The following is a 15,446-nucleotide window of genomic DNA, read 5'->3' as shown; positions in this document are numbered from 1 at the left end:
TTAAACTTTCAGACAATAATGTTAGACAAAAATGCCAAAATATATGTAGCAGGCCACCGGGGACTGGTAGGTTCTGCCATCTGGAAAAATCTTCAGGAGAAAGGATACACCAATCTCATCGGCAAGACCCACAAAGAACTCGATCTGCTCGACGGAGTTGCTGTACGCCGCTTCTTCGATGAGGAGCAGCCTGAATATGTATTCCTTGCCGCCGCTTTTGTGGGTGGCATTATGGCCAACAGTATCTACCGTGCCGATTTCATCTACAAGAACCTGCAGATACAACAGAACGTCATCGGTGAAAGCTTCCGCCACGGAGTGAAAAAACTTCTCTTTCTTGGCAGTACTTGCATTTATCCCCGTAATGCCGAACAGCCGATGCAAGAAGACGCACTCCTCACTTCTCCGCTGGAATACACTAACGAGCCCTATGCCATCGCCAAAATAGCCGGACTGAAAATGTGCGAAAGCTTCAATCTTCAATATGGTACGAACTACATTGCCGTGATGCCCACCAACCTTTACGGCCCCAACGACAACTTCGACCTGGAACGCAGCCACGTGCTCCCCGCCATGATACGCAAGATACACCTTGCCCACTGCCTGAAACAAGGCGACTGGAATGCCGTACGCCACGACATGAACCTGCGTCCGGTAGAAGGCATCAACGGCGACAGCAGCAAAGAGGACATTCTGAATATCCTCCGGAAATACGGCATCAGCGAAGAAGAAGTGAGATTATGGGGTACCGGCACCCCCTTGCGCGAATTCCTCTGGAGCGAGGAGATGGCAGATGCCAGCGTCTTCGTCATGGAACACGTCGACTTCAAAGATACCTTCAAGCCGGACGACAAGGAAATCCGCAACTGCCACATCAATATCGGTACGGGCAAGGAAATCACTATCCGCCAGTTGGCAGAACTGATTGTCAACACCGTAGGTTATCAAGGCCGGCTGACCTTCGACACTTCCAAACCCGACGGCACCATGCGCAAACTGACCGATCCCGGCAAGTTACATGCATTGGGATGGCATCATAAGATTGATATCGAGGAAGGTGTGCAACGCATGTACCGATGGTACTTGGGAAAGTAATTAGTGACGTCTGATTAGCCATGAATGTCATGCGGCACAAGGTGGGAGCTGTATTGTTTATATTGCTGATACTTTTATCAGGTATCAGCCCAACCGTACATGCCATGATGGTTCCCGTGACCTATTCCGTTCGCGGCAAAGTCATCGACAGACAGTCCAGACAACCCGTGGCCTACGCCAACGTTTTCGTTGCCGGTATCCCCGGGAAAGGGGCTTCCACCGATTCACTCGGCACATTCAAGATAGAGCAGGTGCCTCCAGGCATTTATAGCCTTGAGGCATCCTGCATAGGATACCAGACTGTTTCCACCCCCGAATATATCGTTTCAGCCTCAACTCCGTTCATTGAGATAGAGATGGAAGAGGATGCCAATCTGCTGAACACAGTAGTGGTGATGCCTTTCCCCTTCCGGCGAAGTATCGAAAGCCCGGTCAGCATGCGTATCATCGGCCTGCAGGAAATAGAGAAAAGTCCCGGAGCCAACCGGGATGTCTCGCGCATCGTACGCTCCTATCCCGGTGTCTCTTTCTCTCCCATCGGCTATCGAAACGACTTGATTGTTCGGGGCGGTTCTCCTTCCGAAAACCGCTTTTATATGGATGGCATCGAAATTCCCAACATCAACCACTTTGCCACTCAAGGTGCATCCGGAGGACCGGTAAGCATTGTCAATGCCGACCTGATACGCGAGATTACATTTTATACGGGCGCCTTCCCCGCCAACCGCTCCGGAGCCTTGAGTTCCGTCCTCGACTTCCGCCTCAAGGACGGCAATCCGGACAAGCAGGCGTTCAAAGCCACCATCGGTGCATCAGAAGTCTCGCTCAGCGGAGCAGGACACCTGGGACAACGCACCACTTATCTGTTCTCTGCACGCCAGTCCTACCTGCAACTTTTGTTCAAGGCTTTGGGACTGCCCTTCCTGCCCAATTTCATTGACGGACAATTCAAAACAAAAACCCGTTTCAACAAGCACAGCGAGCTGACCCTGCTTGGTCTCGTAGGCATTGACAAGATGAAACTGAATACCGATGAAAAAGGAGAAGATGCCGAATATCTGCTCAGCTATCTCCCCACCATCCATCAGGAAACATTCACTCTCGGAGCCTCTTACAGACACTACAATGGAAGACACGTGCAATCCCTTATACTGAGCCATAACTACCTGAACAACCGCAATCTGAAATACCGCAACAACGATGACTCTTCCGAAGACAACCTGACCCTGCGCCTACGCTCCACAGAGCAAAAGACCACCCTGCGTTTTGAAAACCAGACGCGCTTGGGAGCATGGACCCTAAAAGAAGGAGCAGAACTGAACAACTCCATCTATACAAACCACAGCCGGCAAAGACTATACGGCAGTCATTCGGGTACGCTTTCCATCTACGAAACCTCACTCAACATCTTCGGCTGGGGTGCTTTCTTCTCTTCCGACTATACCACCGCCGACAAGCGTCTCGCCCTTTCCGCCGGTATCCGTATGGACGGCAACACTTACAACCGAAAGATGCGGCAGCTATGGAAACAGTTCTCCCCACGCCTCTCTGCATCCTACAAACTCTCGGAACAATGGACCCTGAGCGGAAGTACCGGCCTCTACCACCAATTGCCTCCCTACACCGCTTTGGGATATAAAGACAATGAAGAGCAATATCTCAACAAAGGCCTGAAGTACATGCAGGTCTTTGAAAATAGCCTCGGTCTGGACTGGCACCTGCAAGACCGGTTCATGGTTTCTGCAGAAGGTTTCTTCAAGCGTTACAGCCGTATGCCACTTTCCCTTCAAGACAACATTCCGTTGGCATGCAAAGGAAACGATTACGGTGTCACCGGCAATGAAGCACTCGTCCCTACAGCCAGCGGCAGGGCCTACGGACTGGAAACCATGTTCCGCTGGCAGGCATCCGGCAAGTTCAATCTCGTATCCTCCTTCACCTTATACCGCAGCGAATACCGCAACCGTTCAAATGAAGACTTCATTCCATCTGCCTGGGACAACCGTTTCATACTCAACATGAGCGGTACATACAACCTGCCCCGGCGCTGGAGCATAGGAGGCAAGCTAAGCTATATAGGCGGCAGCCCCTACACTCCCTATGATGAAGACAAATCATCACTCGTAGAAGCATGGGATGCCAAAGGACAGCCCTACTACGACTATGCGTACTATAATACCGGGCGGCTGCCCAACTTTGCCCAGTTAGACTTGCGTGTGGACAAGTCCTTCTACTTCCATCACTGCATGATAGGAATCTACCTGGACATACAGAATATCACCGGCAACAAACTGAAACAGCCGGATGTGATAATGAGTACGGGCATCATCGAAAATCCGTCCGCTCCTGTTGCCGAACAGCGCTATAAAATGAAATACCTCAAGCAGGAAAGCGGCACTATCCTGCCTACTTTAGGTATAACTGTCGAGTTTTAGCAAATAGCCGCCATAAAAACTATTTTCCTTATAAAAGTTTGCTTTCTATATATAAACCCTTATATTTGCACAATTTTCAATCAAATGTGCAATTAAATATCATGGAACAAAGTTTTATCGCCTATATAGAGAATAGCATAAAGGAAAATTGGGATTTAGACGCTCTGACCGACTACAAGGGAGCAACCCTACAATATAAGGACGTAGCCCGCAAAATAGAAAAGTTGCATATCATTTTCGAGGCAAGCGGCATCAAGAAAGGCGATAAGATTGCCGTCTGTGGCCGCAACAGTTCCCACTGGGGCGTAACATTCCTCGCGACATTGACCTACGGTGCGGTAATCGTCCCCATCCTTCACGAGTTCAAGGCAGACAATGTACACAACATCGTGAACCATTCCGAAGCCAAACTGCTTTTCGTAGGCGACCAGGTTTGGGAAAACCTCAACGAAAGTGCCATGCCGCTGCTGGAGGGCATCATGATGATGGCAGACTTCTACATTCTTGTCTCCCGCAGCGAAAAGTTGGACTATGCCCGCGAACATCTCAACGAAATGTTCGGTAAGAAATACCCCAAGAACTTCCGCAAGGAACATGTCAGTTATCACAAAGACCAGCCCGACGAACTGGCGGTCATCAACTATACATCCGGCACCACCAGTTACTCCAAAGGAGTGATGCTGCCCTACCGCAGCCTTTGGTCAAACACCACTTTTGCTTTCGAAGTATTGCCGCTGAAAGCCGGTGACAAGATTGTCTCCATGCTGCCAATGGCACATATGTACGGACTTGCATTCGAGTTTCTGTATGAATTCGCCGTAGGTTGCCACATATTCTTCCTCACTCGCATGCCCAGCCCCAAAATCATTTTCCAGGCTTTCACCGAAGTGAAGCCTAACCTGATTGTGGCTGTTCCGCTCATTATCGAAAAGATTATAAAGAAGAGCGTACTGCCCAAGCTGGAAACTCCCGCCATGAAGCTGTTGCTGAAAGTACCCATCATTAACGACAAGATAAAAGCGACCGTACGCGACCAGATGATTCAAGCCTTTGGCGGAAACTTTACAGAAATCATTGTAGGAGGAGCTGCCTTCAACCAGGAAGTGGAGCAGTTCTTAAAGATGATAGATTTCCCCTATACGGTAGGCTATGGAATGACGGAATGCGGCCCCATCATCTGTTACGAGGATTGGACCCGCTTCAAACCCGGTTCTTGCGGAAAGGCCGCACCGCGTATGGAGGTGAAAATCCTATCATCCGATCCCGAAAACATTCCGGGAGAGATTGTCTGCCGTGGTCCCAATATCATGCTGGGTTACTACAAGAACGATGAAGCCACCGTGCAGGTACTCGACAAAGACGGCTGGCTGCACACCGGAGACCTTGCCCTGATGGATGCCGAAGGCAACGTTAGCATCAAGGGACGCAGCAAGAACATGCTACTCGGCCCGAGCGGTCAGAATATCTACCCGGAAGAGATAGAAGACAAACTGAACAATATGCCGTACGTAGCCGAAAGCATCATCGTGCAGCAGAACGAGAAACTGGTAGGTCTGGTTTATCCCGACTTCGATGATGCCTTTGCCCATGGGCTGAACAATGACGACATCGAACGCGTCATGGAGGAAAACCGTGTGGCACTGAATGCAGAACTGCCCGCATACAGCCAGATATTCAAAATGAAAATCTATCCTGAAGAATTTGAAAAAACGCCGAAGAAATCTATCAAGCGCTTCTTGTATCAGGAGGCCAAAGGATAAAGCCAATAGGGTTCAACCAATATGAAACAACTCCTTTTATTCTTCTTTACATCCCTGCTCATTGCAGGGACAACTCTTGCCCAAGAACATAATCCGGGCAGCGTACAGCCGGACACGATTCAGAAATCCTCCGAAAATACTTTCCGGAAACAACACTCTCCACGAACAGACCATGGCCCGGTAGGTATCAATATCTCCTTATGGAAAAACATCTCCACACAGCGGACTGACACCGTAGGAAGCACCTGCTTCAATCTGGGTGTGTTCTCCTCCATGAACCGTCTGAATGGTCTCGGCATGAATATTCTTGGCAGTGTAACCGGCAGGGATGTGAACGGTGTACAGATGGCAGGTCTGTCAAATATGGTGGGGGGAAGCATGCGAGGCGTGCAGATAGCAGGAATTACCAACATCAATGGTAACAACCTTATCGGAGTATCCGTTTCGGGACTGGTAGGTATCAACGGAAATCATGCGCAAGGCATCATTATTTCCGGTCTGGCAAACATCAGTGGAGACTATAATCGTGGCGCTTCCATAGGCGGCTTGTTGAATATCAGCGGAGAAGGTGCTTCCGGCATACACTTTGCCGGACTCGCCAATATTTCCGGTGGAAATTTCAAAGGTTTTTCAGGAGCCGGCCTGCTAAGCGTAATCGGTGAAGACTTGAATGGCATGCAGATGTCCGCCCTTGCCAACATCACTGCCGGAGATATGACCGGTGTTCAGGTTTCCGGCCTGGGCAATGTGGTGGGTGGTACAGCCCGAGGATTACAAATAGGTGCTGCCAATATGGCTATACGCGCCAAAGGGCTTCAAATAGGTCTATTCAACTACTACAAAGAAAAATTAGACGGTTTCCAGTTGGGATTAGTCAATGCCAATCCCCAAACAAAAGTTCAACTGATGTTTTTCGGTGGTAATGCCACCAAGCTGAATGTAGGTGCCCGTTTCAAGAACCGGTTCTTCTATACCATCCTCGGTGGCGGTACCCATTATCTGGATTTTGGCGATAAGTTTTCCGCTGCCCTCTTCTACCGTGCCGGTCTTGAATTACCACTCTACAAACAGCTGTTCATCAGCGGAGATCTGGGATACCAACATATAGAAACCTTCAAGAACAAGGACTACGGCATTCCGGCACGTCTCTATGCCCTCCAGGCACGTGTCAATCTGGAATACCACCTGACCGAGCGCTTTGGCATATTCCTCACCGGCGGTTATGGCGGCAGCCGCTACTACACCCAAGGGAAAACCTATGACAAAGGCATCATTGTAGAGGGCGGAGTGACGATACTGAAATTATAAATTATTGTTTCTCCTTAATCAGCCCCGTCCTATACGCCACCAGCAGTTTCATCAAATCCTGAATCTGCGTAACGAGTTCACTTCCTTTGTCCGTATCCTTCACCATCATACGCTGCGAATTGAATTCGACAACCAGGGTTGTAGACTTGATGTCTTGCCCTTCTTCAATGGCTTTCTGACGGCTCTGGAACGGCTCATGCTGTACCAGTTGCAAGCCATGGGAATGATATACCAGCGTATATCCCGCAATTCCCGTTTCCGGCTGATAGGCTTTTGAAAAACCACCGTCAATCACCAGCAGCTTACCATCCGCTTTGATGGGTTTCTCACCTTTAATGGTCTTTACCGGTACATGTCCGTTGATGATATGCGAATGTGGCCCCGGCTTCACGCCGAACTCTTCAAGAATGCGGTCACACACCTCAGCCTCGTTGCGCAAAGCATAATAATGCCCTTTCGTCTCCTTATGCAATGTTTTGTCGGCCACAAAATAGCGTTCAAAAGTAGCCATCTTGTCTTTATCGAAGGAAGGGGCATCCGGTCCGCACCACATGTACCAGACATAATCCAGTGCAAACTGTTTCTCGTCCGAACCGTCCTCGTCAAAGTAAGCGGTACGTATCAGCTGGTCGGTCTTTTTCAGCAACTTACGTCCCCAGTATTCCTTTTGGCCGATGCGGACATGTTTGAAACTGCCGTCCGCATTCAGAGGCACGGAAGCATGATAAAGCAGGTTACTGTTGCACACCAGATACATGCCGCCATACGTAAACAAACAGCGCATGTGCTTCTTCATCTTCTCGCTGTTCATGAAAGAAGAATGAATCCGATGCATCAATTCACGCTCTTCGTCCGACAGACGATACGGGTCCGCCGGGTCTACGGTGGGAAAATTCACATCGCGCAAAGGATATTCCTTACCTTCGTATACAAACACACCACGTTCGAAATCCACCAGATGCAGCAGTTTCCGGTTCTCCATACCGAACTCTGGACGACGGCTGATGATTTCCGCCTCCAGTTTCAACTGGATAACCGTAATCGCCTTGTGCATCTGTGTAATCAGCCGCAAGGTCTTCTCATTGTATTCCGCATCGGCAAAGTTCATTTTCGGCGCAAAGATAGTGCAAGGGTCATCCGCATAGGTATCCATGGCAAACGTCGCAAGCGGCAACAGATTGATGCCATAACCATCCTCCAGTGTTGCTAAATTGGCATAGCGCATCGACATACGGATTACGTTGGCTATACAAGCATCATTACCCGATGCGGCACCCATCCACAGAATATCGTGGTTACCCCATTGGATGTCGAAATTATGATAATCGCAGAGAGTATCCATGATAATATGCGCACCCGGTCCGCGGTCGTATATATCGCCCACGATATGCAGCGAGTCGATGGTCAGACGCTGGATAAGGTTGCACATCGCCACAATAAAGTCATCCGCACGCTTCGTAGAGATAATGGTACTGATTATGACATTGATATAGGCATGTTTGTTGGGTTCGATGCTCGATTCGTGCAACAGCTCTTGAATGATATACGAGAACTCTGCCGGAAGTGCCTTGCGTACTTTCGAACGGGTATATTTGGACGAAACGTTCTGGCATACTTTTACCAACTGGTTCAGTGTTATCAAATACCAGTCATCCAGGTCCGTTTCCTGCTCCTTGATAAGTTGCAGCTTCTCTTCCGGATAATAAATTAACGTACAGATTTCCTTCTTCTCACTTTCGCGCAGCGTATGCCCGAATATTTCGTTCACCTTACGTTTCACTGCCCCCGATGCATTCTTCAGCACATGCTGAAAAGCCTCATACTCGCCATGAATATCCGTCAGAAAATGCTCTGTACCTTTCGGCAGATTTAGAATAGCCTCCAGATTGATGATTTCCGTACTGGCATCAGCAATGGTAGGAAAACTGCGTGATAATAATTGCAAATAACGCAAGTCATTGACAATACTTTCCGGAGTTATATTTCCCATAGTTATTTAATTGAATAATTGATAGTTGATAATTAATAGTGCCCTCCATTCCCCATTATCCATTAATGAAGAACATGAGCAGCACTTGGGCTATGATTACCCGTAGAAACATACACAGCGGATAGACCGTAGCGTACGCTACAGACGGATTGTCTCCCGGGATGGTGTCGTTGGCGTAGTTCAGCGCCATGGGGTTTGCCATGCTTCCGCACAGCATACCTGCCATTGTTCCGAAATCTATCTTCAGCCACTTGAAGGTAACGATACCCATAATCAATACCGGAACCACAGTCAGCGCAAAACCTATGGCAATCCATAACAGTCCTTCCGGCCGGAATACCGTATCGAAGAAATGGGCACCCGCATCCAGTCCCAGGCAAGCCAGATAAAGAGACAACCCCAATGCGCGGAGCATCAGGTTCGCACTGCGCGTAGTATAAGTCACCATGTGCATCCTCGGACCGAATGTCCCGATAAGAATACCTACGATGATAGGACCTCCTGCCAATCCGAGCCGTACGGGAGCGCTGATGCCGGGAATGGAAATAGGAATCGCTCCCAAAGCCAGACCGATGACAATGCCGATAAATACCGCCACCAGGTTCGGTTCCTTCAGGCTTTTCACTGCATTGCCCAGCACCTTCTCCACATTTTGTATGGCAGCGGCTTCGCCCACTACGGTCAGGCGGTCACCCAATTGCAAGGTCAGTTCCGCTGTGGCCAACAACTGCACGCCACTGCGATAAACCCGGCTGATATTGATACCGTAATGATTACGCAGATGGAGAGAGCCCAGCTTCTTGCCGTTCAGCTCCGGACGTGTCACCACGATACGTTGCGAAATCAGCTGGCTGTCAATGGCATTCCAGTCTATATCTTCCTTGTTCCAGTCGGTATGCTCCTGCTCGCCGAAGAGCACGGTCAGTGCCGGTGTATTTTTCTCCGAGGTAATCACCAGCAGGCGGTCACCTTCCTTTATAATCTTTTCCGAAGTAGGAATACTCACATTCCCATCCCGCCACAAGCGGGAAATCACAAACTTCGGATAGCTGTTCAGCCCGCCTATTTCCTTGATACTCTTGTTGAAGATGGCAGGATTGTGCACCTGGAACGCAACAATATAAGGCTTGTTCACATCATCCTTCTCTTTCAATTCCAGGTCTTCCTTATGCGCCAGCGTCTTACGGATGAACAGTACGGCCAGAATGACCCCTACCACCCCCAGCGGATATGCCACCGCACACCCCAAAGCAGGTGTACTGGTCTCCAATCCCATCTGTTTCAATGTCTGCTGTGCCGCACCGAGTGCCGGTGTATTTGTCGTGGCACCGCAAAGTATGCCCACCATATCCGGCAGGGATACTCCCAATCCATAGCTGCCCACTACAGTCAGCAGGGTGCCGATGAGCACTACACCCGTGGCGAGCATATTCAGCTGTACCCCTCCTTTACGGAAAGAACTGAAAAAGCCCGGTCCCACCTGCAAGCCCAAAGCATACACAAATATCACCAGCCCGAAGCTTTCCGCATAATTCAGCATCTGCGGGTCTATGGACAACCCGAAATGCCCGGCAATGATGCCGGCAAAGAATACAAACGTCACTCCCAATGAAATGCCGCAAACATGTATCTTTCCCAATCCCAATCCGATAGCGGAAATCAACGAGAGTACCACAACCGCCTGCAAGGCGGAGTGTTCAACGAATAAACTATATAGCCAGTCCAATGTGCATTCTATTTTACAGTTTCAAGCTGCAAAGATAGTGCAAACCTAATGCAAAATAAAACGAACCCGTCTATTTTTTATGCGGCAGCACTTCTAAAAAAGAGATACGATACAATAAATCCCTGCTGCCAGCAAAGCACTGACGGGGATAGTCAGCACCCAGGCGGTCATCAGACTCTTCGTAACTCCCCAGCGTACGGCCGAAAGCCGCTTCGTGGCCCCTACCCCGATAATGGCTCCCGTAATGGTGTGTGTCGTACTCACCGGAATCTTCAGATACTCCGTCAGATAGAGTGTAAACGCACCGGCAGTTTCCGCAACCACCCCTTCCAGCGGCGTCACCTTCGTAATTTTGGTTCCCATGGTCTTCACAATCTTCCACCCACCGGACATGGTACCGAGTGAAATGGCCGTAAAACAAGAGAATGCCACCCAGTCCGGCAGGTCATCAATACTGTTTATCCCCATTCCCAATCCTTCCGAATGCCCGGCTATCATGGCCGCAGCAATGATACCCATCACCTTCTGTGAATCATTCAGACCGTGCCCGATGCTGAACAAAGCCGAAGACACCAGCTGCAGTTTCTTGAACCACAACTCGGCCGTATGAGGATGCGCCCTGCGGCAAATATACAAGACCAACAACGTAAAACCGAATGCCACCACCATACCAATCAAGGGAGCCAGAAAAATGAATGCCGCAATCTTCAGAATGATACTCAGCTGGATGGCCTCAAAACCGTGTGCCATGATGGCAGCTCCGGCAAAACCTCCGATAAGCGTGTGCGAAGAAGAGGAAGGAATCCCCTTCCACCAAGTAAACAGATTCCAGGCAATGGCTGCAATCACACCGGCCAGAATAATAGGCAAAGTAATGTAAGGCTCCATCACCGTTTTCGATACGGTGTTGGCAATGCCGAAACCGCCGATGACACACTTGGCAATAAAAAAGGCCACAAAATTGAAGAAAGCCGCCCATATCACCGCCTGAAACGGTGTAAGCACTTTGGTAGACACAATGGTGGCAATAGAATTGGCCGCATCATGAAAACCGTTGATATAATCGAATATCAGAGCCAGCACAATGATAATCACTAATAGTTCCATACGTCCGTCCGTTTATGCGTATTTCACAATCAGGCTCCTCAAAATCTTGCCCACGTGTTCGGCTGCATCCGTCGTTTTCTCCAGCTCATACATAATCTCCTTGATTTTGATGAGTTCAATGCAGTCCTTCTCTTCTTCAAAAAGCCTGGTGATGAAAAATTCATAGACATCATCCGCCCGGTTCTCTATGTCATGCATTTGGTTACAGTATGCGCGCAGCTTATCCGGACTCTTGCGGAATGCCTCCAGTTCATCCATGGCCTGGTCAATGAGGGCCGCTTCCTGTTGGACCATATGTCCCAGCTCTTTCCCCTTGTCCGAAATAGGATGCGGATTATAGATAGTGATACGCTTGGCACAGCTGTTTATTCCATCAATCACATCATCCATGCCCGAAGCCAGGTCGTGGATATCCTCCCGGTCAAAAGGAGTAATGAAAGTAGTGCCCAGTTCATCCAGAATCAGATTGGTCAGCTTATCGCCCTCGCGCTCCAAATCTTTGATTCGTTTATAATCTTCCGCCCTCTTCTCAGGCGAGTCATGGCCCAATATTTCTATCAACAGAGCCGACGAGGACAATAAAATCTCAGACAATTGCTTCAGCAAAGGAAAGAATTTCGGTTCTTTCGGTGTGAACCGGCTAAAAAAAGAATTCTTCATAACGGATAAAAATGTACTAAGTATATTAATTTATTTTTGTTTTCATTGTTTCAGTCTTGCACGCAGCACTTCTACCACGGCCGGCAGTATGGAAATCATAATAATGACCACAATCAGCAGAAACAATATGACATACGCCCACATATGATATTCCTGCACTATATCAATCATATACTGATCAATATGGAGAATAAAATCCAATAGAAATTCCATTATATATTGATTATCAGTACTTAAAAATAGAGAAAAACTCGGCATGGGGAGACGGGAAATCTCTCCGGCTCCCGAAAGAGAGGGGGAAAAGCACTAAATAAGAATACGCCTCAGCATATATACATAATATCTATATGAAATCTTATGAGGATGGAAAGTAAAAGGGAAAGAAGTTGTCTTTTCTTCCGGAAGCAGAGTTTTCAGGGTTCTCGCGACCTTGACAGCAATGAAGTCAGGATTAAGCCTCAATAATTTCGAGCAAGAGACATGCCGCAATGAGAAGGTATTTCCTATGCAACCGGCATCTGCCAGGCAATTGTAATTCGCGTCCTCCCCTTTTCCCTGGCATTGTCTGCCATCTGCCCCCGACAAGTTGTACCGGGTTCCGGAGAAATAATGCACATCCGCGGTAGGGAGTGTCTTACATCCCTCCATATCATCAGAAACGGAAGTGAACTTCGATATGAGGAACAACCCTAACAAGATATAGAATATACATTTCGCCATAGCGGGTGCAAATATAGAAACTATTTTCGGATTACAACAGAAAAATAAAAAACAAAAAGCGGTCAACCGTTTCATCAGTCAACCGCTTTCTTGTTTTTGTAGTGGGTACGAGAATCGAACTCGTATACCATGCGTGAGAGGCATGTATCCTAACCGTTAGATGAACCCACCCTCGCATTTGTCTTGTACACCCTCAGGGATTCGAACCCTGGACCCACTGATTAAGAGTCAGTTGCTCTACCAACTGAGCTAAGAGTGCATCTGGCGGAAGCTGGGGGATTCGAACCCCCGGTACGGTTACCCGTACGTCAGTTTAGCAAACTGGTGGTTTCAGCCACTCACCCAAACTTCCTTTTTATAACCAGCATTCTTTTCAAATGCGGTGCAAATGTAGGGCAAACTTTTGGACTGTGCAAATCTTTCCTACATATTTTTTTCACCGTTTTCATGCAATTTGAGATAACACGTTAACACTCAAACCCTAAAACAAGAAAAAAAATTTGATACATATCAAACCGTCCTTTTCAACCTTTCCTTATCTTTGCGCGATTTTTAAAGTATAGTGCACATACACGGACAATGATACAACAAGAAAGCCTGAAAAAGCGGCTTGCCAAGCTGGCCGCCCCCATCTTTATAGAGACACTTCTCATCATGATGCTCGGTGCGGTGGACACCATCATGCTGAGCCGCCACTCGGACAACAGTGTTGCCGCCGTAGGGGTAGTCAACCAGATTATCATGCTCACTTTCCTCGTTTTCGAAGTCATCAATCTCGGAACGTCCGTTCTGTGTTCCCAGTATCTCGGTGCGAAACTACACAAGAAAGTAGTGCAAGTGGTCGGCGTATCCATCCTCGTCAACCTGGCGGTAGGTATCACGGTCAGCCTGGTACTGTTCTCCTGCGCCCGTCCCATCCTCCGGCTGATGGGCCTCACCGCCGAATTGATGCAGGACGGCACGGACTATATGCGTATCGTAGGCGCTTTCGCCTTCTTCCAGGCATTATCCCTCACTCTCTCCGCCTCCCTGCGCAGCGCCAACAAAGCCATCTACCCGATGATGGTCACCGTTGTGGTCAACATCCTCAACATCATCGGCAACTACTCCCTCATCTTCGGCCGCTTCGGCTTTCCGGAACTGGGCGTAGAAGGCGCCGCCATCTCTACAGCCTTCAGCCGGGGCGTCTCCATGATTATCCTGTTCCTCATACTGTTCCGCAAGCACATCCACCGTTTCCCAGTGGCATACTTCCGCCCTTTCCCATGGATAGAACTAAAGAATCTGATGAAGGTAGGCCTGCCCTCCGCCGGCGAACAATTGTCGTACAGCTCGTCGCAAGTCGTCATCACCTACTTCATCAACATGCTGGGAGTGGAAGCGCTCGCCACCCGTACCTATTGTGTCAACATCATCATGTTCGCTTATCTGTTCAGCATCTCCATGGCCCAGGGCGGCGCCATCTGTATCGGGCATCTGATAGGCGAGAAGAAACCTCACGCAGCCTTCCTTATGGGGAAATACGTCATGAAGAAATCCGTCATGATAACCGTCATGTTGTCTTGCATCCTCGCCCTTTCGGGACATGCCATCTTTGGCTGGCTCACTTCCAATCCCGACATCATACGCATGGGGGCCACCATCCTTATTATAGATATCCTCCTCGAAATTGGACGCCCCATCAACATTTTCGCCACCAACGCCCTTCGTGCGGCAGGCGACGTCAACTATCCTTTCTATGTAGGCCTGGTAGTGCAGTGGAGCGTGGCTGTAGGAGCGGGATACCTTTTCGGAATCCCCCTCGGATGGGGCATCTGCGGCATGTGGGTAGCCTTCCTATTGGACGAGAATATCCGTGGATTCATTTTCGTCCGCCGTTGGTATGGCATGAAATGGGTAAACAAAAGCTTCATCCGAAATTGTTTTTAATTCCAAAAGTCCTATCTTTGCTCCCCGAAAGCAGAAGCGGACCGAACTTTACCGGTCTTGCTTACCGAACAAATAAATCATGGTCTTATGGATGCATTATTGAAAGAAACCGTAGACGCCACTGTCAATTCCCGTTATCCGAGTATGGCCCCCGAAGGAAGAAAGCTGATAGAGAAAATCCTCATCCGCAAGGAAGTCGAGAAAGGCGCATTGTTACTCAATGAAGGGCAGGTAAGCCATAATATCGTACTTGTAGGAAAAGGTATGCTGCGCCAATTCTATTATAAGAATGGCAAAGACGTCACCGAGCACTTTTCCTATGAAGGCTGCATCATCATCTGCATCGAAAGTACTCTGAAGCAGGAACCCACCCATCTCATGATTGAGGCGCTTGAGCCGAGCGTCGTATATCTGTTGCCGTACAACAAGCTGTTGACGCTCACCGAAATTTCATGGGAAATAAACATGTTCTACCGAAAGATTCTGGAATATTCCCTGATTGTCTCACAAATAAAGGCTGATTCCTGGCGATTTGAGACTGCACGCGAACGCTACACCCAACTCATGGAACAACAGCCCGAGGTCATCAAGCGGGCTCCTTTGTCGCATATTGCGTCCTATCTGCTGATGACCCCCGAAACACTGAGCCGGGTACGTTCGGGCATACTGTAACCCTCCTCCTGTCTGCCCGAAGGCCACATATCTGAGTTTTATAC

General features: G+C 48.8%; 11 protein-coding genes and 3 tRNA genes. 6 read left to right on the top strand and 8 right to left on the bottom strand.

Translation table 11 applies throughout. The annotated features are described in order from the left end of the window. Window positions 1–18: 18 nt before the first annotated feature. From H1A11_RS04180 to H1A11_RS04165, 4 genes are all read left to right on the top strand, one after another. The gene (locus H1A11_RS04180) at window positions 19–1,095 is read left to right on the top strand and encodes a GDP-L-fucose synthase (RefSeq protein WP_138346231.1); all 1,077 of its coding nucleotides are present in this window, start codon (window positions 19–21) and stop codon (window positions 1,093–1,095) included. 20 nt (window positions 1,096–1,115) lie between these two features. Beyond that, window positions 1,116–3,530 (top strand): TonB-dependent receptor, encoded by a 2,415-nt coding sequence (locus H1A11_RS04175; RefSeq protein WP_181757755.1) that lies wholly within the window; start codon window positions 1,116–1,118, stop codon window positions 3,528–3,530. Window positions 3,531–3,631: 101 nt separating this feature from the next. Then, complete coding sequence (locus H1A11_RS04170; RefSeq protein WP_131226041.1) at window positions 3,632–5,290, top strand: long-chain fatty acid--CoA ligase; 1,659 nt, start codon at window positions 3,632–3,634, stop codon at window positions 5,288–5,290. A gap of 21 nt (window positions 5,291–5,311) precedes the next feature. Beyond that, a complete protein-coding gene (locus H1A11_RS04165; RefSeq protein ID WP_131226039.1) occupies window positions 5,312–6,598 on the top strand; it encodes an LA_2272 family surface repeat-containing protein in 1,287 nt (428 codons plus the stop codon). A gap of 1 nt (window position 6,599) precedes the next feature. Here the strand turns inward: H1A11_RS04165 and H1A11_RS04160 are convergent, their stop codons facing one another. The 8 genes from H1A11_RS04160 to H1A11_RS04130 all read right to left on the bottom strand — a co-directional run bounded on the left by H1A11_RS04160 (window position 6,600) and on the right by H1A11_RS04130 (window position 13,153). Then, window positions 6,600–8,588 (bottom strand): fructose-1,6-bisphosphatase, encoded by a 1,989-nt coding sequence (locus H1A11_RS04160; RefSeq protein WP_005828043.1) that lies wholly within the window; start codon window positions 8,586–8,588, stop codon window positions 6,600–6,602. 55 nt (window positions 8,589–8,643) lie between these two features. After that, window positions 8,644–10,314, bottom strand: a complete 1,671-nt coding sequence (locus H1A11_RS04155) for a putative transporter (protein WP_117966592.1) — start codon at window positions 10,312–10,314, stop codon at window positions 8,644–8,646. Window positions 10,315–10,407: 93 nt separating this feature from the next. After that, a complete protein-coding gene (locus H1A11_RS04150; RefSeq protein WP_117601485.1) occupies window positions 10,408–11,421 on the bottom strand; it encodes an inorganic phosphate transporter in 1,014 nt (337 codons plus the stop codon). Window positions 11,422–11,433: 12 nt separating this feature from the next. Further along, window positions 11,434–12,081 (bottom strand): DUF47 domain-containing protein, encoded by a 648-nt coding sequence (locus H1A11_RS04145; protein ID WP_119961682.1) that lies wholly within the window; start codon window positions 12,079–12,081, stop codon window positions 11,434–11,436. A gap of 42 nt (window positions 12,082–12,123) precedes the next feature. Further along, window positions 12,124–12,252 carry a hypothetical protein gene (locus H1A11_RS19005; RefSeq protein WP_255425209.1) on the bottom strand — a complete coding sequence of 43 codons (129 nt, stop codon included), beginning with the start codon at window positions 12,250–12,252 and terminating at the stop codon, window positions 12,124–12,126. Between the two features lie 648 nt (window positions 12,253–12,900). Beyond that, window positions 12,901–12,972 (bottom strand) — tRNA-Glu (locus H1A11_RS04140). A 15-nt stretch (window positions 12,973–12,987) separates the two neighbouring features. Further along, window positions 12,988–13,060, bottom strand: a tRNA-Lys gene (locus H1A11_RS04135). A 3-nt stretch (window positions 13,061–13,063) separates the two neighbouring features. Next, window positions 13,064–13,153, bottom strand: a tRNA-Ser gene (locus H1A11_RS04130). A gap of 227 nt (window positions 13,154–13,380) precedes the next feature. Between H1A11_RS04130 and H1A11_RS04125 the strand changes: the two genes are divergently transcribed. After that, window positions 13,381–14,730 carry an MATE family efflux transporter gene (locus tag H1A11_RS04125; RefSeq protein ID WP_117601482.1) on the top strand — a complete coding sequence of 450 codons (1,350 nt, stop codon included), beginning with the start codon at window positions 13,381–13,383 and terminating at the stop codon, window positions 14,728–14,730. A gap of 87 nt (window positions 14,731–14,817) precedes the next feature. After that, window positions 14,818–15,402, top strand: coding sequence for a Crp/Fnr family transcriptional regulator (locus tag H1A11_RS04120; RefSeq protein WP_117966598.1), 585 nt, complete (start codon window positions 14,818–14,820; stop codon window positions 15,400–15,402). The last annotated feature ends 44 nt before the right edge of the window (window positions 15,403–15,446 follow it).

Source organism: Bacteroides sp. CACC 737, from assembly GCF_013874375.1.
Lineage (GTDB): Bacteria > Bacteroidota > Bacteroidia > Bacteroidales > Bacteroidaceae > Bacteroides > Bacteroides uniformis.
Note: the sequence above shows the minus strand (reverse complement) of the source record. Positions and strands in the feature narration are given on the sequence as shown.